Below are 21,123 nucleotides of genomic sequence, written 5' to 3' on the forward strand. Positions count from 1 at the left end.
GAGGGTGACTCTCCACGAGTCGGATGCATGAATGGTGCGATTCCGCGCTGAATTCATCCCCGCCAAATCGACCGGGCTTTGCTTGACTTCCCGCCGCCCCCTTCCTTATATGCCGCGCGTTCGCGAGATCGGCCGTTGTGGCCCCGCGATCGCTCGTGGCGGGGTAGCTCAGCTGGTTAGAGCACGGGAATCATAATCCTGGGGTCGGGGGTTCGAGTCCCTCCCCCGCTACCACCTTTCCCCACACTCCTTTGACGTGGTTGGGATAGGCCTTTTCCCCGAGCAGGGCATTTAGCCGGCCTGCTATCTCCACGGCTACACCACCTGGGCGCGCTGGATCGCGGAACACAGTGACCCTCTCGACCAGGTCTCTGATGGCTTCTGCGGCCTCTCCGTCGCCCGCACGGGCACCTTTTGCTAGTGCTCCTTCAAGCCGACCGAGTTGATCCTCGTATCGTTTGAGGATGGCCGGATGCGGCGCGACTTCCTTCAGGGCAAGCGGTTCACTTTGCAACTCCTCGGATATCCGCTTTCGTTTGGCATCCAGCGCGGTTGATCGCGGTCCGAGAATAGACGGATCGCCATGTCCTTTTGCGATCGCATCCACCAGTCGTTCGATTTCCCGGTTCAATTGCCCAAGCTGCTGCTCAAGGCGCTGCCGCTTTGCGTTTGATGTAGCTGCGAGGCGCTTCCGCTCCTCTACATATGTGCGCACGTACTCCGAAAGAACGTTCGGCGCACGCAATTCGGCCTTTAGCCCGCTGAGGACTGCAGTCTCGACCGTGTCTAAATAGAACGTCTTGGCGTCAGGACACGTGCCACTTTCGGTAGCCGCTGAGCAGCGAATCCGAACGCGCCCCGATTTGTCCCGTCCATTCGTTGCCATACCCGAGCCGCATGAACCGCAATGGAGTAAGCCAGATAGCATCCGACGGGGCCGACGTTGATGGCTGGGGTGGCCGTGGCTGCGCTCCCCTTTGCGTTGCTGGGCAGCTGTGAACAACGCTGGACTGACAATTGCAAGATGCGGCACTTCAGCAATCTGCCAATCACTCCTCGGATTCGGTCGTGACAGGCGCTTTCCCGAGTCGGGATCTTTCACCATCCTGACCTTGTTCCAGACGAGGCGCCCTACATAAAGCTCGTTCTGCAGAATTCCGGCGCCACGCTGAACGTTGCCATTGATAGTTGAAGCATTCCATGCGCGCCCTCGCGGAGGTGATACCCTTTCCTTGTTGAGATCGTGTGCGATCTCGCGAGGCGTTCGACCGTCCACGTATTCCTGAAAGATGCGCCGGATCACCTGTGCCTCGGTCTCGAGGACGACCCGTTCGCCGCTTTTTCCGGCAACCGGGGCGTATCCGTATGTCAGGCCACCTCCAGCCAAACCTTGCTTGACCCGCCCTGCTAGGCCACGACGCACCTTGTGAGCGTTGTCTTCACGATAAAGTTGTCCGACCAAGCCGCGAAGGCCGACCAGCACGGTGTTGACAACACCTTCGTGAACCGCCCGGATCTCGATTCCGAGAAAAGTCAGCCGCTTATGGATGCCTGCGAGATCCTCCATGTCGCGAGAAAGACGATCGAGCGCTTCGACGATTACTACGTCAAAGGATCTCTCCCGCGCTTGGTCAAACATCCGAAGAAGGCCTTCGCGTCCCATGACTGAGCCACCCGAACGGGCTCGATCCTCATAGGTGCTGACAACAGTTAAGCGTTCGCGTTCTGCATAGCTCTGACAAAGTGAAAGCTGATCCTCAATCGATCTCTCGTTCTGTAGATCGGTTGAGAATCGAGCATAGATCGTCGCTCTTTTCCTTATCGCTTCGATCGATGAGCTGTCTTTCATGATCTTCCCTCGCGGCCACACGGGCAAGTACTCGCGCGAGACGTAAGATCGCCCTGTCTGGATTTGTCTGCAAGCAAAAGTTGCGATCGGCTTCCCGCACGATCGAACCTTTAGGCCATCGCTCTGCTCAACGAGGTGCACGCACCTGCGCTGGGGCCAGTCAACAAGACGTGGGGGGAACTGATCATGTCGAGCATCCTGCTCGGATGAAAACTTAGTGCAACGGCCGCTATTAACTCGTCGTACAATCGGATGCCCAAGCGAAGAAAAAGAGAGGAGCCAATGGCTTTGCTTGCGCGGAATTGATACCGCCGGGAAGCGCACGCCCTCTCCATCTACCGAATACCTGAGTGGAAACTCCGGGCCTCGCCAGAGCTCTATTCCGGCCATCGATTTCGCCACCACCTTGGCGTGATTAGAGCCAGTAGCTAGACCTTAGGCCAGGGTGGGGTTCAACGGTCCTTAGGCAGGTCTATCCAGGCGAGCGGAAATGGCCTGTGAGGGGGAGTCCACCGATCAAATCTGGCAGGTTCCTCGCGGACCGGTTTCGAAGATACACAGGAAAGACCCTCATAGGGCGCAACCGCAATAATGGCCCGGTACGATTTTCTGTCGAATTCTTGTCTCAGATGAAGGGCCCATATACTATAGCCAATTCTGCGAAATGCCTTCAGGTTCTGACATTTTGATATTCCTGAGAGTTGGCCGGTGGCTTCACGTTGATGCGGAAGTCGCGAATCAAATCCTGCCTACTGTGAACAAGCCTGAAGCTCCTCATTGCCCCTCGCGATAAGCGGCGTCAGGCTTGGATGCGGGGCAGGGGTGGTCGGCACAACGACTCGTTTTCACTTCAGTTTCTTCTAGGTAACCAGCTCAACCGACCAAATCTGGTGGGTGCCTTGCGGGACTTCTCTACGATAAAAAGGCAGAACGCCCCGGGCAGCCGCCCAAGGGTGCTAGGTGGCAGCGTTGCAATACCGTGACGCTGGCGAGCGAAGTGGCGCACGTGATAGGGACAGCGCTTTCCAAGGGCCTCTTCGACGAGCGCCGAGTCACATCGTCATTTAACTTCGCTGGCAGCGCGGAGCCGGTAGTTTCAGAGCTTTGAACAGCGCGGAGAGCCGGCCCGCGCTGCCTCCCCTCTCCGGGCTCAGAATACTTCAAAACATTAACAGGTGAGCCATGCCCGATCCCTGCCCGCCGATTCCTGTCAGCCAGAGCCTTGAGACGCTGAAAGGCGGGCAGCCAGTTACGCTGCGCTGCGTCACTCTCGCGATCTGCTGCATAAGTGGGCGGACACGTTCCTTGGCAAGCGACATCATGAGCCGAGGCGGCTGCCGAACGATACCTGGCGCCGCTGAGATCGGTTCTGTCACCAATGGACAATGTCTCTGATCTCGATCTGCGACGTCGATTTGCGCCCTCTTAGATCGACAGGTCACAGCTTCTTTGACCCGGCTAAGCTGCAGAGGACGCCGAATTATGCTGGTGCCGCCAAAAGCCGCCGATTGATGCGCGCCTTTGCGATCCGGCAGGCGAGCGGATCTTTGCAGCACACCTTTCCGATCATCGTCGCCAAACAAATCTGGCAGATCCTAAGGCCGACGAGGGCGGCAGCGCACTTCTCTTCCGCGCCTAGTTCCGGAGCCGATCCCGCATTCACAATTTGCCATATTCCCGGTTATTCCGCCGAGTCCCGACGAAGCAAATGGTGGCATAGCGTCGACGAACCGGCAGACGCGACTTTCAAAGCTGTGCTGAGCACAGATAACATCAAGACCGATCGCCTCCCAGCCTCACAAGTTGAGGCCGCGCCAATTCTCGCAATCCATCGCGAAAGATCCTACGAGACTCCGGAGCCACGCGCTGACAGTACGCAAAAGGCCCGGCTGCATTGCGGCACGCATAGCCGTTATCGCGTTGCTGGCGTAGCTTCATTTTGGGAACGAAAGCGGTTCGGTCGACCGCGAGAGAAGGAATTGACCGATGCTTAGTGATAAGAAGGGCATGGAGGCTTGCGCCTCTCTACAGATCAAAGGCTCTGCTTGACAGCGAGCTGTTCGCCGCGAACTTCCTCGCGCAACTGCGCTCCCTAACGGCAGGAGCTTGCTGCAGACGCCAGCTCGAGGGACAAACGCCTCTAAGCCAACGCTCGCCGCCGCAAGCCGTGGTCGTCGTACCTTGGTCTCTCGCAAGCAAAGGGAGCGTGGAGGTGCTGGGGAACGAGAGGTTCGCCAGAATCGCAAACAGCGCCGGGAGCTATATCGGCGCGACAAAGCCGCGGTGTAGTGAGGGGGCTCCAATCCTTGTACGCAAAGATGCTCTGCAACGGCGTAATGGAGCGCCTGATACCCCGAACCCGGTATGAAGCGTGCTGCCATCGTAAAGGTCAGAAGCTCACGATGGCGGCATGAGCGACATGCTGCGGTCTCGTTACCGGCCGCGTCTTCGCTGGCGCTCGACGCTGAGACATTGGTTTATGAACCGACGCGAACTAAGAACCTTGCTGAGGTGACGACGAAACCCGATGTCGCGACGCAGTGGAGACAGCGTCGCGGCAGTGTCACGCCCGCACCGATTTTCGAGTCGGGGACCGCGTCATTGGTGCCGAAGAATGTTGACAAGCAGGATACTATCGCTGCGCCAATCGACGATGCGCGAACCGTCATCATAGTGGGTGGCAAGTGATCCAGGGATGCGCAAGATCGCTCCCACCGGTAGCGCTAGGCGGTCGGCGCAAAGCGCCCTCGGCTTGTCGAGGAGCTGCCTCAATTCTCGTTGCCAGCTCGCGCCATCCGCGTTGTGACGAAATGCTGGGCTGGCCGATGCTTTAGGGGGCGCTCGGATTTATTTTACTTACGGCAGCTGAAACCGAGATGTGGCGAAATAGCGGCGACCCCGGCGTCGTCTGATCGTTCGGGAGGACTGAGCGGTGTTAACTCGCCCGGTCGTCAAGTTTGACCAACAGTTTCTCCATTGCTGTGCATCACCACCAATGCTGGTAGGTCACCCGACGCCGCTCTCTTGCTAAACTCCCACTGCCCTGAGGCGACGGGCCTCACGGGAAAGTCGGGTGGGTTAGCCTTGTGATCCCCGAGGCTGACTATTGAGCCAGCGGCACATGATAGGGACAGCGCCTTCCTTCCTCCAGTGGAGGGTGCCGAGCCATGTCGCCCCTAGGTTTCCGGCGAAGCGGATGCAGCAAAATAGCGCATTTATCCACCGTGCCCCGGTGGACATAGGCGCCGAGTCGCATCCGCGCTGCTTTCTCTCGAACTCGCCAATTGCGTCTAGTTTTCGCATTACCGGCTGATCGTCGCGATCGAGCTCAGTAACGCATTTTGACAAATCGGGACCCAATCGTCCTCGACACGCAAAACCAGCGACCCGGTAAGCGGCGCGACGTATTCGGGTTCGAAAGCAACAGATGCGCGATCCGAATGGCCAGTCCTGCCACGGTCGAAGAGCCGCACGAGCCGGGGGCGTGAGGTCATAGCGACGATCAGTCGCAAACGTGCAGTGGATTGGCTGAGCGTCAATCCGGCGCGTTGCCCGGTGCGGCTGCCGCTGATCGCAAGCGCGCCGAATTGCTATTGTCCGAGGCGTAAACGTCGATATTGCTGCCGACGGCGAGCGGCCCACGCGGCCTTTCGTTTTGTAAATTGCTTCGCAGCCGTGTCAGCTTTCGGTAAGCCTGCCCCGATAAAGAATCGTTGGGTTTAACGGGGGCGTGGCAGGGACAGCGCATGAGCTGAAGGACCACCATGTGCCGAGTCACGCTTCCGTTAAGCTCATTGCACTGCGGATGCGGCAGAATAGTGCCTCATGAGCCCCCAGACCGTCAGGCGCCGAGCCGCGTTCGCACCGCTTCCAACTCACGGATTAGTTCTCGTTCGTTCTGTCGACTTTGCTCGTTTTGCGAGCGATAAAATTCCGATCAGCTTCTTGCCGCCACTTCAAGCTGAGTTCGGAACAGTAGCGTGGTGGCGGGGACAGCGGTGTCCCTGTTTACACGTTGGGGGACAAGCGCTGAACCAAGTTCTGCTAAGCTCAACTGGCAGTGCGGGCGGGGTAGGGACAGCGTCTGCTCCAGCGCAACCAAACGACGCCGAATCGCGCTCGCACTGCTTCCGATAATCATCAGCAACACTCAGAGATTGCCTGGCCGAATTCCGTCCGCTGTTGTCTTGATGCAATTGTCTCCGCCATATGTGGCGACGACGGCGCCGACACCTCTCCGATTCTTCAACGCGGTACTCGCTGGCGCGGCTTTCGAGGTCTCGGATAATCTCTCCAACGGACTGCTTCTATCGCGCTTCGAATTTACTCCGCCAACATTTTGCGTCTCTTATGTGCGTTTGGCCTATCATTCTTGTTTATGTAATGCGCACTTGTCTGGACATGCTGGTGTCTCCAGTTTCTTCAAAGACAAAGATCCAGCTACCCAGCTTAGAGAGTCGCCGATGAGGACGGGACCGACCGATTTTGGTAGGTGGCCTTCGTTACTTCTCGAAGATACAGCTTGGTAGCCCTTGAGAATTTGAGCCTCTTAGCAAAGGTGGCCAGCCCAGTCTTTGGACCGGGTTGCCACGAGCGCTTGCGACACCTGCCCCACAGGGCGGCTACAGGCCAACAAATGCATACTATCGAGCGGCATATCGCGTCCCTGCGGCCGCAAGCGCTTGCGGTGCTTGTGTCCAATCAGGTCCGTGCCGCCGATCAGTCGCTGGGACGATCAGATCGCAAGGTCGCGACATTAAACATCGACGAAGTTCGGGCGATGCTAGCCATACTCGAGTGCATGAAGCCCAACCTGCGGCCCAACGAAGCACGGCAGATCGCCGCGCGCATACGCGCGCTTTTAGAGGAGCCGCCTGGGTGTCAGCCGGTTCGGGTCGGATGTCTGTGAGACCACTAGTACTTCTGCACAGTGATTATGACTCTTTGGAAGGGTTTGGGTAGGCGCGGCCCATTTTGGCGCGGGCCTTTTGTGTTGTGAACATCCATTTAATGTGGGAGCGAGCGGCATTTCGCTGGCGTTCCCAAGCGGAGATTTCGCGGCGCAGTCGCTTGGGGTTGTCGATCCTGCGGTCAAGGCATTGTCCCCGCAGGACGCCGATCTCGATCTCAACCATATTGAGCCAGCTCGCGTGCTTGGGGGTGTAGTGGAACTCGATCCGCCGCAGGATGCGCCGTGCTTCGGCAGGCGGGAAGGTTTGATACAGGGCGCCGGCGGAGTGGGTCGATAGATTATCCTGCACGACACGGATGATCTCGGCATCGGGATAATGGATGTCGACGAGGTCGCGCATGCATTGGGCATAGTCTTTTGCCGTTCGCCGCTCGCAAGCAAATAGATCGCAACCGAGGCCGGCTTGTCGCCGGCGACCACCAGCCCTATCCAGCGGCGGCTAGGATTGAGCCGATTGCGTCCGGCCGAGTCGGTGCGGCGCTATGAACGTGAACATCCCGGCGACCTGATCCAACGAAATCAAAACAAGCTCTGCAAGTTCAACCTTGTAGGCCATCGATCAACATGTGGCGGAACCGACAGAGCAGCCTGCGGCTCGCCGCGAAGAGCCTGGCGGACATTATGTCGAAATCTGTCTCGATGCCTCCCGAAATTCCTTCAGAAAGGTGATGAAGAGCGAGCGACAGGGCAGCCCCGTGGTCCTCGTCAAGGCTGCGTTCGCCACAAGCCTCCGCATCAAGGTCACCGCGTCATGACCCTGGCTGTGTGAAAAGCCGAGAGCGGCTGAGATTCTTCCGTTTCCTGATGGGGATAAGGATGGGACGCTTCGTTGAAGGCCGGAATGTCTGGAGAATTGGGTAAGCGAGGGAACGCGGTCCGTTATCGATGTGTTTGTCGAGGCGCTCGATCTGCACAGACTGGGTTTTGAGCGTGTGATCGCCACGGAGGCGTGCCGCAATATCGAGCTGATGTAGCTGATCGGCCGCCCGGCTCCCGATCATAAGTCGATCGCCCAATTTCCGGAAGGACAATGGTGCGGCGATCCGGAAGGTTTGTGCGAAGTTCATTGCACTATCCGGCAGACCGGCCTGTTGTACACACCAAGCGTCGCAATCGACGGCGGCAAGTTCGAGGCGGTGAACAACCGCGACCGCAACTTCACGCATGCCAAGATGGTGAGGCGGAAGGCGCAGATCGAGAAAGCGTCGGTCGATATCTGCGTCAACTCGATAGCGCCGATCGGCAGGAGCCATCGGAAGAGATCAGCATCAAAACGATGAGGATCAAGGAAAAGATCGCTCGGTTGAAGCAGGAGATCAGCTCCATGGAAGTGCTTGAGCGCGGATGTGCGCCGCCCCGCGGCGCTTTGTGCGGCAGCCTACGTCGGCTCAACGCAGCTGATCGACAACTTAATACTGGGTTGCCAACTCGGTAGCGCTATGCGTGGCGCAAACCGCGCGCAGCATATTGAGCGGCAAGGAATGCTCAAGGCACTGCTCGGAAAAGGGGCGTCGAGCTAGTAGCCAAGGGCCAACTCCGACGCGACTTCGTTTAGCGACCTAGCGAAGCGATAACGCGTGCGTACGGAATATTGGGGGACGAGAACTTTGTGTCCTGCAACATCACGAGTTGCGCAATGGCGATCAGCGACCAATTCGACAAACGTTGGTATAGTTCTTTGCAGCCCAGGCTATATCACCCATTTACCTTTGTAGAGTTGAGCACCCGTCAGATCGTTTGTACTTTCGATGTTGAACCCGGATCATTCGGTCTGCGGGTCAGTGCGAAACCTGATGCCTTGCTATAAGTCGTTGAGTTCCGATCAGGTGTCGCACCTTTGGCCGATTGCACGCAAAAAGACAAGGGCTTTATAGAAGGTGCCATCGAGGTCGCGATCTCCCATCAGAGCAACGGAATAACATTCACTCGAGCGACCAAGATGGAAGCGAAGGATCGGGCGTCCGCGCTCGCGAGCACGTGAGCCCTTAGGGTAGCCAATAGCACGTCCCTCATACTGGGGGCTCTAGCACAGCCGCCGCATTGTGATCATTGCCGCTTGAATCTGCATCCCACTCTTCAAACGGGTCGATATGGCATTTACTGAGCTTTTCATCAGACGTCCGGTATTGTCTATTGTTATCAGTTCCTTGATTTTGCTGATCGGCTTGCGCGCGGCCACCGTACTGCCGATCAGGCAATATCCCAAGCTATCCAATACGGTCGTCACTATCACAACTTCCTATCCTGGCGCCTCCGCCGACCTGATCCAGGGGTTCATCACCACTCCCCTGGAGCAGGTAGTCGCGTCCGCTGAGGGCGTCGACTACATCAATTCCTCGTCTGTGCTTGGTATCTCGACCATCAGAGTCTACATCAAGCTCAATTTCGATCCCAACGAAGCGCTTACGGAGGTGCTCTCCAAAGTCAATTCAGTCAAATACTTAATCCCGAAGGAATCAAACGATCCGGTCGTCACTAAGTCGACCGGTCAGGCCACCGCTGTCATGTATATCGCCTTCTCCAGCGAGGAACTGGCGGCCAGCGCGATCTCCGACTACCTCTCGCGCGTCGTGCAACCCGTTATGTCAACCGTCGACGGTGTCGCAGCGGCAGACATCCTGGGGGGGCAGAGTTTTGCGATGCGGCTATGGCTCGATAATGGGAAAATGGCAGGGTACGGCGTGTCGCCAGCCGAAGTTTCGGCTGCAATCGCGGCTAACAACTTCCAGGCCGCGGCCGGCCAGACCAAGAGCTATTTCACTATCTCCGATGTCACGGCAAATACGGATCTGCGGAGTGTCGATGAATTCAAGCGCATGATCGTCAAAGCCAATGACGGTGGTTTTGTGCGCATGGAGGACATTGCGGTAGTCGAGCTTGCCGCGCAGACCGCAGACACTAGCGTTGCAATGAACGGTGAGCACGCGGTCTTTATCGGCGTTCAGGCGAGCCCGCAAGGCAATCCGCTAAACATAGTGCGAGGCGTTCGGGCGCTGTTTCCAGAAATGGAGCGTAACCTGCCGCCATCACTGAAGATGAAAGTGGCCTACGACTCCACCAAATTCATTCAATCGTCGATCGATGAAGTGGAGAAGACGCTCATCGAGGCCGTCGTGATCGTGGTGGTAGTAATCTTCCTATTCCTGGCCTCGCTGCGGTCGGTCATCATTCCGGTGATTACTATTCCGTTGTCGCTCGTCGGTGTCTGCAGCATGATGCTGGCGCTGGGGTTCTCATTCAATCTCCTGACTCTCCTTGCGATGGTTCTCGCGATCGGTCTCGTGGTCGATGACGCGATCGTGGTGGTGGAGAACATTCATCGCCATTTAGAAGAAGATGCGCCGCCACTACAGGCCGCCATAAGGGGCGCGCGCGAGATCGTCGGCCCCGTTGTCTCCATGACGATTACCTTGGCTGCGGTGTATGCCCCAATCGGATTTCTCGGCGGCCTCACTGGTGCGCTGTTCCGCGAGTTCGCGTTTACGCTAGCGGGAGCTGTGATCGTGTCGGGCGTGATCGCTTTGACGCTGTCGCCGCTGATGTGCTCGCTCTTCCTGAGGCACGCTGACGGGGGGCGGTTTGCAAGATTTGTGAACCGCGGGCTCAGCGCCATCACACGATGGTACGGCAACAAGCTCGACCGCTCGCTCGACTATCGTCCGATTACCGGCCTGTTTGCGCTGACTATGCTGGGCCTCGTCGGCTTTCTCTATTTGCATACTCCCAAGGAACTCGCACCCGAGGAGGATCAAGGTATCGTATTCGCTCTAACCAAGGCGCCGAAATATGCCAATATCGACTACCTCGACTATTACGGCGCCAAGCTCGAACACGCGCTCCAGAAATTTCCAGAGACTGATTTGAGCTTTGTACTCAATGGCGTTAGCGGCCAGCAGACTGGCATAGCCGGCTTGCTGCTCAAGCCCTGGGACGAGCGCAAGCGATCATCCATTGCGCTAAAGTCCCTTGTCCAGACCGAGCTGTCCAAAATCGAAGGCATTAACGCGTTTGCCTTTAGCTTGCCGCCGCTTCCTGGCGGTTCGGATGGCCTACCAGTGCAGATGGTGATCAATTCGACGCTGGGCTTCCAATCCGTCTACGAGGAGATGTCGAAGCTGAAGGATGCCGCGCGAAAGAGCGGTCTTTTCATGGTGAGCGACTCCGACCTCGAGTTCAACCAGCCGGTGGTACGAATCAAGGTTGATCGATCCAAGGCCAACGAGCTTGGCATCACCATGCAGACAGTCGGTAACGCGCTCGCCACTCTACTTGGCGGAAACTACGTCAACCGCTTCAATTTACAGGGCCGCTCCTACCAGGTGATCCCGCAGGTGCCACGCGAGGAACGCCTGGCGCCGCAAGCAATCGGAAGCTATTATGTGAAGACTGCGACGGGCTCGATGCTCCCGTTGTCTACCGTAGTGTCCATCGAGGCTGCAACCGATCCGAACGCGCTCACACACTACAACCAGCTCAACTGCGCAACCTTTCAGGCCGTGCCGATGCCCGGCGTCACGATCGGGCAGGCCGTGGACTTCCTGGAAGCGGAGGCGAAGAAACTGCCCGCAGGCTTCAGCCACGACTTCCTCGCCGACGCCCGCCAATATGTGCACGAGGGCAACCAACTGGCCATTACCTTTGCATTTGCACTCATAATCATATTCTTGGTGCTTGCGGCGCAGTTTGAAAGTCTGCGCGATCCCCTCATCATCCTGATCAGCGTGCCGATGGCAATCGTCGGCGCGTTGATCCCGCCATTCTTTGGCTGGGCGACGATGAACATCTACACCCAGGTGGGACTCTTGACCCTGGTCGGGTTGATTTCCAAGCAAGGCATCCTGATGGTTGAGTTCGCCAATGAGCTGCAGCTCAAGGAGAGACTTGACCGTCGCTCGGCTATAGAGATGGCGGCGCGCGTCCGACTGCGTCCAATCTTGATGACAACTGCGGCAATGGTCGCGGGCTTCATACCCTTGATGACCGCAACGGGAGCTGGCGCTGCGAGCCGCTTCTCGATCGGGCTCGTGCTCGTCGCGGGAATGTCCATAGGCACGCTGTTCACGCTCTTCGTGCTGCCGGCGGTCTATGTCGCGATCGCGTCCGATCATCGTGCCGATGCGAGCTCCGGCCGCGCGAAGATCGCCGCCGAGCGCGACCTCACCGACGCGGCTGATGCTCAGATGGTCAAGCAATGACGATAAAATCAATCCAGCTTCGCTCAGTGTAGTGAGCGAAGCAGCCTCCGAGCGCTTCACGCTCCCTTACGTGTCGAGATCTTCACGCCCGTGGTGCCGAGCTTGGCGACCATCAGGTGCTCGGTGAAGAACACGTGGGTGATCCGCGGCTGCTCCGCTAAGGTGAACTACAAAAATCGATCTCGCCGAGGAGAAGAGAATTCATGCTCTCTCGTAAAAGATGGCGTTACCACTTATGCTACTGGCTCTTGAACGACAACTATTTGCTTCCGTCTGACGCGCGTTGCGTTGCTAGCTGAAAAATATGACGCTGGTTTGAACCCTTTAGGACTAATTGACACGAGTTCAATTCCCTGGACGAACGGGTCGAGAACGGTCGTCGTCAGGGGCCCGTATACATGACCGACGCAGGTCATCATTGAGCCTTCGTCAATGTCTACGTTCTCGTCAATCTGAAGGGCGTGCCGGCGGTTTGAGACGAGTGTTTCCCATCTTGCTTCTCTTGCCTTGCGCGCGCCGGCCATGCCTTGACCTCGCTCCAGGCGGGCTGGATCAAATTTTCCTACACGATCATTTTGGCCCTGATCGTGCTGCAAGCTGCGGGTTGACGCCGCCCTATCAAGGCAAGCTGGTGGATCCGCCTGCCATTCGGGTGGATGCTGGGTATCCGCTCGTTCGGTGACGACTATCTGCGGCCCTCCCTTATCGATGTTGTTTAACAATCAGGGCTGGCTAAACACGAATTTCGCGCCTGCCTAGCCCTGGACTCGCGTGGTAGAATCGAGCGTGACCCCCTTCGTCTACTATCACCTCGGCTCGTTCCCGAGAACGGCAGCTTGCTCTATGTTTTTATACCCATTGTCATGCCTGACATCCTGCTGGGCTCCTACCTCATGCGTCGGCTGCATCCGGAGATATTTCGACGGATCTGCTTGAGCTTTGATGCGGGTGCGCGCGCGCTGTCGGTTTGTCACTGGTGATGATCGAGCTCGATCTAGTGCAGAGCACCTGGGCTTATACCGTGAGGGGCGGCGATACTGATGGATCTGTACCTGCTACACTTGCCCATTCCTGCCCACAGTCCGATTTGGTTGGAGCGACGGTCTCGGCGAACTGCGAATACAAGCGCTCGAACGATGTCGGCGGGCACCTCGGTATCGAATGTGCGCGCGTCGTGGACCTGAGCGACGCTGCCTCTTCCGCGGCGCGAATGATGTCATGAAAGCTACCTGGCCGCCCGAAACCAGGAATAATCGAATATCAAGAGTATGGACCGACATTGACGACTTGCGCGTGATAGCGGTCTTGTATTGGTCCCGTGAGTCAGGGCCGTTACTCGACATGAGAGCTCCCGATTGTGCAAGAGCTGTCGAAAAACTACGGCGGTGTTCGCGGCAAGTACACAGCGGCGTCCGGCGCCGTTGGCTTTGCGGGGTTTGTAGGCTTTACGACAAAGCCACAGTTAGGGTTGCGCCTCCGGTTGTCGCAGATCAGCAAAAACTGTCACCCTCTTATGGCCAGCTTAACCGGGAAGGAATAACCGAAACACCGTATCCACGGGGTCGACGATCACCGCCCGCTCGCCTGGTGACGTAATCCAGTAATTGCTGTGACGGCATTGCATTTGCAGGGATAAAGAACGCCAGCTTGAGGCCATCATAGTCGATTGCGTCGCTAGGAGGCGACGTACTCAGGATGAGGGGCGTCGCGCTCGCGAGCCCGTTCTCTCAGGAGCGCCTGTGATACTGTCTGCTAATTGGTCTGCCGGCCTGCTTGGGACACGGCTCGCATTTTTTGTGGCCGGATTCGGCCTCGCGGCGTGGGGGCCTTTGGTGCCACTCGCTAAGGTGCGGATCGCGGTCGATGACCGCACGCTTGGTCTTCTGCTGCTCTGTCTGGGAACGGGATCCGTTGTCGCGATGCTTTTGACCAGCGTATTGAATGCGCGGTACGGCAGCAAGCCCATTATCCTCGGTGGTGGACTTGGACTCGCAATCATGCTGCCGTGCCTTGCAATTGCCGACACACCTGTCAGGCTCGGTGCTTCGCTGTTTGCTTTCGGCGTTTCACTCGGCTCGATTGATGTAGCCATGAACATTCATGCGATTGAATTGGAGCGCGACACGGGCCGTCCATTGATGTCTGGCTTCCACGCCCAGTACAGCATTGGGGAATTCACCGGCTCTGCCGCCGTGACCTCGTTCCTGTCGCTGCAGCTTGGCCCGCTTTTTTCGACGTTGGTCTGTTCGGCGTTAATGACGATCGCGATTGTATCGGCCTGGCCGGGGTTGCTCGCGGCGGGGGCGGGGCAGCAGGGGCAATCGTTTGTTTTGCCCCATCGCAGTGTGCTGCTAATAGCTGTGCTCGCGGCCATCACCTTTCTTGTCGAAGGTGCAATGCTCGATTGGAGCGCTTTGCTTCTCATTGAACGAGACCTTCTCGCGGAAGCGCACGGGGGCATTGGTTGTATGCTCTTCTCAATCGCAATGGCCGCAGGGCGTCTCAGCGGAGATGCCGTGGTGGCGCGAATCGGAGACCGTGCCACATTGATACTCGGGACTCTGCCGATCGTAACAGGCTTCTTGGCTGTGGTGGCCGCGCCAGTTGCGTTGATTGCTATGGCGGGGTTCCTGCTTATTGGATTGGGTATTTCAAATGTTGTACCTGTACTTTGTCGACGCGCCGGCAAACAGAAAATGATGCCAGCAGGCGTTGCTATCGCGGTCATCACGACGGCCGGCTACGCGGGTATACTCGTTGGGCCCTCCGGCATTGGGCTCGTCGCACACATGTTTGGCTTGCGTTTGGCGTTTGGGATGTTGGGCGCGCTCATGTCCATCGTTACGCTGTCAGCGAGGATGATGATGACAGACCATCGCTAAGGCGTTGGCCGAGAGGAAAGGGACACCAGTACGCTTCCGGCTAATGACCGTCCAGCGGTCGCCGCTTAGCGGCTTAGAGACGATGAGCTCTCACTTCGTGGCAGCAGGCTCGATCATGGCCATTCTCCGTTTCCTGCAAGTGGCTGGCTGCGTCGTAGGTAGGATACACCGCGTCACTTGGGTTCTTGGCGTCCGACCGAGCCCGGTCATTGACAATAACGCTTGTCAACTGCGAAGCAAAGTTGGTCGTTACGTGAGCGGCAAGTCCGCTAGGCTGGACATTCACCGCCGATTGATAGCTAGGATTGGCCCGTTATTCCGGCCAGGCAGATCACTCTGGTGCCGTCCATCGCTGTCGGTGCGATACTCCCGGTATGCGAGCTGAATGCCGTCCTCAAGCGAGGTCGTGGCGCGCCAGCCGAGCCCGGACAGCCGCCCGACGTCGAGCAGCTTGCGCGGCGTGCCGTCAGGGCGCGACGTGTCGAATCTGATCTCACCGCGAAAACCGATGGCGGCCGCGACCATGAGTGCTAACTCGGCGATGCTGATGTCCTCGCCGGTACCGATATTGATCAGTTCCGGCGAGGAATAGGTCTTCATCAGATGGATGCAGGCGTCGGCGAGATCGTCAACGTAGAGAAATTCGCGGCGCGGCGTGCCGGTACCCCAGACAACCACGCTCTTCGAGCCCGCGAGCTTCGCCTCGTGGAAGCGGCGGACCAGGGCGGCAACTACGTGGCTGTACTCGGGATGATAATTGTCACCGGGACCGTAGAGATTGGTCGGCATCACGCTGATGAAGTCGCTGCCATACTGCCTGCGATAGGCCTCCGCCATCTTGATGCCGGCGATCTTGGCGATCGCATAGGGCTCGTTGGTCGGCTCCAGCGGGCCTGTCAGGACCGAGTCCTCGCGCAGGGGCTGCGGCGCGAGCTTCGGATAGATACAGGACGAGCCGAGGAACATCAGCTTCTCGGCGCCGCTTTGCTGCGCTGCCTGGATCACGTTCGCCGCGATCGCGATGTTGTCGTAGATGAACTCGGCGCGCAGCGTGTCGTTCGCTACGATGCCGCCCACCTTCGCGGCGGCGAGGAATACGACCTGCGGCCGAACCCCCGCGAACCAGTCGAACACGGCGACCTGGTTGCAGAGGTCGACCTCACGCCGGTCTGCCGTGACGAGCTTGACGTCCTCGCGCGCCAGCCGGCGCACCAGCGCGCTGCCAACCATGCCACGATGGCCGGCGACATAGACGCTCTTGCCGGTCAGGTCAAATGCTGCGCTTGCCATGGACCGCGTCCCGTTTCGCCTCGGCGAGGTCGCTCGCCATCATCTCTACGACGAGCTGGGCAAAGGTCCGCTTCGGCTTCCAGCCGAGCTTCTCGCGCGCCTTGCTGGCATCGCCGACCAGGAGATCGACCTCGGTCGGCCGGAAATAGGTCGGATCGATCTTCACCACGGTCTTGCCGCTCTTGGCGTCGACGCCGGTCTCATCGACGCCCGTGCCGCGCCATTCGACTCGGTGGCCGACCTCCGCGAAGGCAAGCTCGACCATCTCGCGCACCGATCGGGTCTCGCCGGTGGCGAGCACGAAATCGTCCGGTTTGTCGGCCTGAAGGATCATATGCATGCCCTCGACGTAGTCTTTCGCGTGGCCCCAGTCGCGCTTGGCGTCGAGATTGCCGAGATAGAGCGTCTGTTCGAGACCGACCTCGATGCGGGCGACACCACGGGTGATCTTGCGGGTCACGAAGGTCTCGCCGCGAATCGGACTCTCGTGATTGAACAGGATGCCGTTGGCCGCGAACATGCCATAGGCTTCGCGGTAGTTCACTGTGATCCAATAACCGTAGAGCTTGGCCACGCCGTAAGGCGAGCGTGGATAGAACGGCGTCGTCTCCTTCTGCGGGATCTCCTGCACGAGGCCGTAGAGCTCGGAGGTCGAGGCCTGGTAGAACAGCGTCTCCTTCTCCATGCCCAGGATGCGGATCGCTTCCAGGAGGCGTAGCACGCCGATCGCGTCGGCATTGGCGGTGTATTCGGGGCTCTCGAAGCTGACGGCGACGTGGCTTTGAGCTGCGAGATTGTAGATCTCGGTGGGGCGGATCTGCTGCATGAGGCGGATCAAATTGGTCGAATCCGTCATGTCGCCGTAGTGCATCAGGAACCGCACGTTGCCGGCATGCGGATCCTGGTAAAGATGATCGACCCGCGCGGTGTTGAACGAGGACGATCGGCGCTTGATCCCATGCACGGTGTAGCCGAGACCGAGCAAATACTCAGCGAGATATGCGCCGTCCTGCCCGGTGACGCCCGTAATTAGCGCAATGCGCCGCTTTGAGTCCTGAGCCGGCATGGTCTCTCTTGGTTGCGCCGCAAAGAGCCTCGCTGTGAAACGCCATTGCGAAGCCGTTTCTCGAAAAATCTAGATGTGCTCGCGCGCTCCACCCGCAACTAAAGGAACGCGAACGTTAGCTCCAGTCATACACATCATGCAGGAATGCACACTATATACATTGATTTATATTTGGACTGAAGGATGCCAACACATTGAGCGTCAAAAATGCAGCCCAGTAACCCTAGCCGGGCGGATCCTAAGGCGAGATGAATGGCAAAACGCCCTTACGCGCGCCCGGGACGCGCTTACCTCTCGGCGATATTTCCAATGAGAGAGAAGCGACGGTCTGTGCTCCTTATCTATCCTCAGGCGCACGTGTGCATTTGCGTGGTCTCCTCATGGCGTGGGAAAGCGACAAGCTGAGGTCACATTCGTCAATGCATTTGTCGGAATGACGGCATGCAAGTCAGCACACAGCCAAGGCTGCTCATAGAGCCGCGGTCTACAAAGCGCTGTTAGCTTCCGAACAGAACACGCAGTCTTCTAGGTCGACTCATCAACCATGATCGGCGCCGTTGCCAATATCCAACCGCGGCAGGCAGGGGACGGTCGACGCAAGGCAAGGTGAGAAAGAATAGCAAACGTTGGTATAGATGGTCGAACGTTTCGATATCGAGAGCTTACTTTCGTACAATGGAGCTTCGACGGCAATCCTTTAACCTTGACCGAGCGTAAGTTGCCTCGGTTCGAGTATGATAAGTCTGTTAAACCCGCGCCGGAAAAATGTCTCCAGTAAGACGGGACAATTCAAGCTAGAGCTGCTGCGCCGTTTGTACTCGATCGGCGGACGAAGCGATGATGGCTGAAAGAGATCCAACTCACGCTTGTGAATGCGGCGGCGATACAGGGAGCGCGAACTTGACACCTGTTACCATCCGGCAAGCGAATTTCATGTCCGGGTTCCTGTAGGGGGACGTCGGATGCTTAAACTTGGGCTGCATTGATCGATATGTGTGGAATTGTTGGCATTTTGGGGCGTGGTCCGGTCGTTGGGCAGTTGGTCGCGTCGCTCAAGAGATTGGAATATCGTGGCTACGACTCCGCAGGCCTCGCGACTCTCGAAGGTCTCCGTATCGAGCGCCGCCGCGCTGAAGGTAAGCTGAGAAACCTTGAGGAGCAGCTGCGGTATTATCCGCCGTCGGGTCATACCGGCATCGGTCATACCCGCTGGGCGACTCATGGAAAGCCGACCGAGGCCAATGCTCACCCGCATGCGACGGAAAATGTCGCGGTCGTTCATAACGGGATCATTGAGAATTTCCGCGAGCTGCGAGCCGAACTGGAGCGGAATGGTGCCCATTTTAGCTCAGAGACAGACACGGAGGTGGTGGCGCATCTCGTCGAATCTTATCTCAAGAAGGGTTACTCGCCGCAGGATGCGGTACAAGCCTCGCTGCCGCGGCTGCGCGGTGCCTTCGCCCTGGCATTCCTTTTTAAGGCCCACGATGATCTTTTGATCGGTGCGCGTAAGGGGTCGCCCCTTGCGATCGGACATGGTAACGGCGAAGTATATCTAGGATCGGACGCGCTCGCGCTCGCGCCTTTGACCGACACCATCACCTATCTTGAAGACGGCGACTGGGCCGTGCTTACGCGCACGATGTGCGTGATTTATAGCGCAGACGGATCTGTCGTCGAGCGGGAGACTTCAAAGTCTGGCGTATCGTCACTCCTTGTGGACAAAGCGAATTATCGCCACTTCATGGCCAAGGAAATCCACGAACAGCCGACAGTGGCCGGCAAAACATTGGCGCATTATCTCGACATGGCGGCTAAGCGCGTCGCCCTGCCGCTCACATTGCCGTTCGACTTCAAATCCATTCAGCGCATCTCAATTACCGCATGCGGCACTGCCAGCTATGCCGGTCACATCGCCAAATACTGGTTCGAGCGGCTGGCGCGCTTGCCTGTCGAGATCGATGTAGCCTCCGAGTTCCGCTACAGGGAGGCGCCTTTGCGCCGGGGCGATCTCGCGATCGTCATCTCCCAGTCGGGTGAAACCGCTGACACGCTAGCTGCATTGCGATACGCCAAGGACCAGGGCGTGCACACGATATCTGTGGTCAATGTCCCGACATCGACGATTGCGCGGGAGAGCGAATCGATTCTGCCGACGCTGGCGGGGCCAGAAATCGGCGTCGCCTCCACCAAGGCATTCATCTGCCAGCTGATGGTATTGGCCGCGCTTGCCGTCGCAGCAGGCAAAGAGCGTGATAAACTGTCTGAGATCGATGAAACGAAGCTTGTGCGTGAGCTTATCGAAGTGCCGCGGTTGATTGCTGCGGCACTGTTGATTGAACCGCAGATCGAGAAGCTCGCGCGTTATATCGCCGACACAAGGGACGTGCTCTATATCGGTCGTGGCACATCGGCCCCCCTGGCGCTGGAGGGCGCACTCAAGCTGAAGGAAATTGCCTATATCCACTCAGAAGGTTATGCCGCCGGTGAGCTCAAGCACGGACCGATCGCACTGATAGATGAGGCAGTGCCTGTGGTCGTGATCGCGCCTTATGACGAGGTCTTCGGGAAGACCGTCTCGAATATGCAAGAAGTGGCGGCTCGGGGCGGCAAGATCATCCTGATCACCGATTCGAAGGGGGCTTTGGAAGCGACGGTGGACACACTCATGACCATTGTGCTGCCAGAGATGGTCGCAAGCTTTACGCCGATGGTCTATGCCATTCCGGTTCAGCTCTTGGCTTACCATACCGCGCTCGTAAGGGGCGCGGACGTGGATCAGCCGCGTAATCTAGCAAAATCGGTGACTGTGGAATGAGGGGGGATGTCCCGGGTTCTGTTGAATTTCTGAAGAGGTCGGCGTTGCCCACCTTGAGCCGGTAGGCTCGGGGTGCTGATTCCACAAAGGAGAGCAACGCCATGCGAGATATCACACCGGCTGGTTCGCCGGCGACTGGGGCTGTGGACGAAGCGTATGCAGAAGTGCGGGCGAGCTTCGATCGGTTCTGCCTTGCGGCAGGGATCGAGGCGCTCGGCACGATGATGGAGGCGGATGTCACGGCGGCCTGCGGGCCGCGCCACGGTCGCGATGCGGCGCGGCGGGCGCACCGTTGGGGCCGAACGCGGGGACGGATCGGTTTCCACGGCGGCAAGATCGAGGTCGAGCGCCCGCGGGTCCGGGGCGTGGACCGCCGCGAGGTCAAGATCCCGAGTTAGGAAACGGCGGCGCAGGAGGACTGGCTCGGTCGCTGGGCGATGAACCTGATGCTGATCAATGTGTCGACGCGCCGGTTCGGCCGCGCTGTCCGGCTGCCCGAGGGTGACGTGCCGGCACCGCCCGATCGCTCGCGTGTACCAACATCGCCGAGAACATGATGGGCACCATTCGCCGCGTCACGCGCAACGTCAAACGCTGGCGCGGCAGTAATCTATTGGAGCTTGAGGCCACTAATGGAGTGGGCGAGCTCAAGGAGAACGGACCCCAGTATCAACAGGTCAATCATAGACCGATCCAGCTCGATGAGCAGAGTGAGTCCTGCTTGCATCATCATCGTCAACCGACCAACGTCAACGGGGGTGAGCGTTACCTTCCTGTCGTTCGAGCGGAACGGTCGATAAAAAGTGGGAATTACGTACAATTGGGAGATCCAAGTCGGCTCTCGGTCACCCAACCTGCTATCTGCTTTGCAGAGGCCAAATCAGCCTGAAGCTCGGTGCACAAAAGTGACTCTCTAACTCATCCTCCCATCTTGCCGAAGCCGACGAGCAAGTCCGTGCACACAACAGCTTCGGGCCGCTCTGTCGCGGCTTATTCACTGGCAGCGTATACGCGCGACAACGGACTTTTCCCGATTGCCAGCGTCCGCCCC

At 58.2% G+C, this 21,123-nt stretch carries 10 protein-coding genes, 1 tRNA gene and 2 pseudogenes; 8 read left to right on the forward strand and 5 right to left on the reverse strand.

Going from position 1 to position 21,123, the window contains the following annotated elements; genetic code table 11:
• Positions 1–157: 157 nt before the first annotated feature.
• Positions 158–234: transfer RNA gene (locus GPL20_RS11065), tRNA-Met, on the forward strand.
• Here the strand turns inward: GPL20_RS11065 and GPL20_RS11070 are convergent.
• On the reverse strand, positions 191–2,239 hold the full coding sequence (locus GPL20_RS11070; RefSeq protein ID WP_430641767.1) for a recombinase family protein: 2,049 nt from the start codon (positions 2,237–2,239) through the stop codon (positions 191–193). The two genes, GPL20_RS11065 and GPL20_RS11070, sit on opposite strands and share 44 nt — an antisense overlap.
• Positions 2,240–3,234: 995 nt before the next feature.
• On the opposite strand from GPL20_RS11070, the gene GPL20_RS11075 reads away from it, so the two are divergent.
• Both GPL20_RS11075 and GPL20_RS11080 read left to right on the forward strand, forming a co-directional pair.
• A complete protein-coding gene (locus tag GPL20_RS11075) occupies positions 3,235–3,843 on the forward strand; it encodes a hypothetical protein (protein ID WP_157329579.1) in 609 nt (202 codons plus the stop codon).
• Between the two features lie 370 nt (positions 3,844–4,213).
• Positions 4,214–4,537, forward strand: coding sequence for a hypothetical protein (locus GPL20_RS11080; protein ID WP_157329580.1), 324 nt, complete (start codon positions 4,214–4,216; stop codon positions 4,535–4,537).
• Positions 4,538–6,783: 2,246 nt separating this feature from the next.
• Here the strand turns inward: GPL20_RS11080 and GPL20_RS11085 are convergent.
• Positions 6,784–7,194, reverse strand: a pseudogene (locus tag GPL20_RS11085) (transposase); the annotation flags it as partial.
• Positions 7,195–7,570: 376 nt separating this feature from the next.
• Positions 7,571–8,074, reverse strand: a complete 504-nt coding sequence (locus GPL20_RS11090; RefSeq protein ID WP_157329581.1) for a hypothetical protein — start codon at positions 8,072–8,074, stop codon at positions 7,571–7,573.
• Between the two features lie 837 nt (positions 8,075–8,911).
• Here GPL20_RS11090 and GPL20_RS11095 point away from each other — a divergent pair.
• On the forward strand, positions 8,912–12,016 hold the full coding sequence (locus GPL20_RS11095; RefSeq protein ID WP_157329582.1) for an efflux RND transporter permease subunit: 3,105 nt from the start codon (positions 8,912–8,914) through the stop codon (positions 12,014–12,016).
• Positions 12,017–13,758: 1,742 nt separating this feature from the next.
• Positions 13,759–14,898 carry an MFS transporter gene (locus GPL20_RS11100; RefSeq protein WP_167406945.1) on the forward strand — a complete coding sequence of 380 codons (1,140 nt, stop codon included), beginning with the start codon at positions 13,759–13,761 and terminating at the stop codon, positions 14,896–14,898.
• Between the two features lie 282 nt (positions 14,899–15,180).
• Here GPL20_RS11100 and GPL20_RS11105 read toward each other — a convergent pair whose 3' ends face one another.
• Positions 15,181–16,188, reverse strand: coding sequence for a GDP-L-fucose synthase family protein (locus GPL20_RS11105; RefSeq protein ID WP_157329583.1), 1,008 nt, complete (start codon positions 16,186–16,188; stop codon positions 15,181–15,183).
• The gene (gene gmd / locus GPL20_RS11110) at positions 16,169–17,254 is read right to left on the reverse strand and encodes a GDP-mannose 4,6-dehydratase (RefSeq protein ID WP_157329584.1); all 1,086 of its coding nucleotides are present in this window, start codon (positions 17,252–17,254) and stop codon (positions 16,169–16,171) included. Before gmd ends, GPL20_RS11105 begins: the two co-directional genes overlap by 20 nt.
• 991 nt (positions 17,255–18,245) lie before the next feature.
• On the opposite strand from gmd, the gene glmS reads away from it, so the two are divergent.
• The 3 genes and pseudogenes from glmS (at position 18,246) to GPL20_RS11125 (ending at position 20,961) form a co-directional block, all read left to right on the forward strand.
• Complete coding sequence (gene glmS / locus GPL20_RS11115; protein ID WP_157329711.1) at positions 18,246–20,072, forward strand: glutamine--fructose-6-phosphate transaminase (isomerizing); 1,827 nt, start codon at positions 18,246–18,248, stop codon at positions 20,070–20,072.
• A 101-nt stretch (positions 20,073–20,173) separates the two neighbouring features.
• Positions 20,174–20,593: pseudogene (locus tag GPL20_RS11120) on the forward strand (IS256 family transposase); the annotation flags it as partial.
• A gap of 32 nt (positions 20,594–20,625) precedes the next feature.
• Positions 20,626–20,961 (forward strand): hypothetical protein, encoded by a 336-nt coding sequence (locus GPL20_RS11125; protein ID WP_157329585.1) that lies wholly within the window; start codon positions 20,626–20,628, stop codon positions 20,959–20,961.
• The last annotated feature ends 162 nt before the right edge of the window (positions 20,962–21,123 follow it).

This window comes from Bradyrhizobium cajani (assembly GCF_009759665.1).
Taxonomy (GTDB): Bacteria; Pseudomonadota; Alphaproteobacteria; order Rhizobiales; family Xanthobacteraceae; genus Bradyrhizobium; species Bradyrhizobium cajani.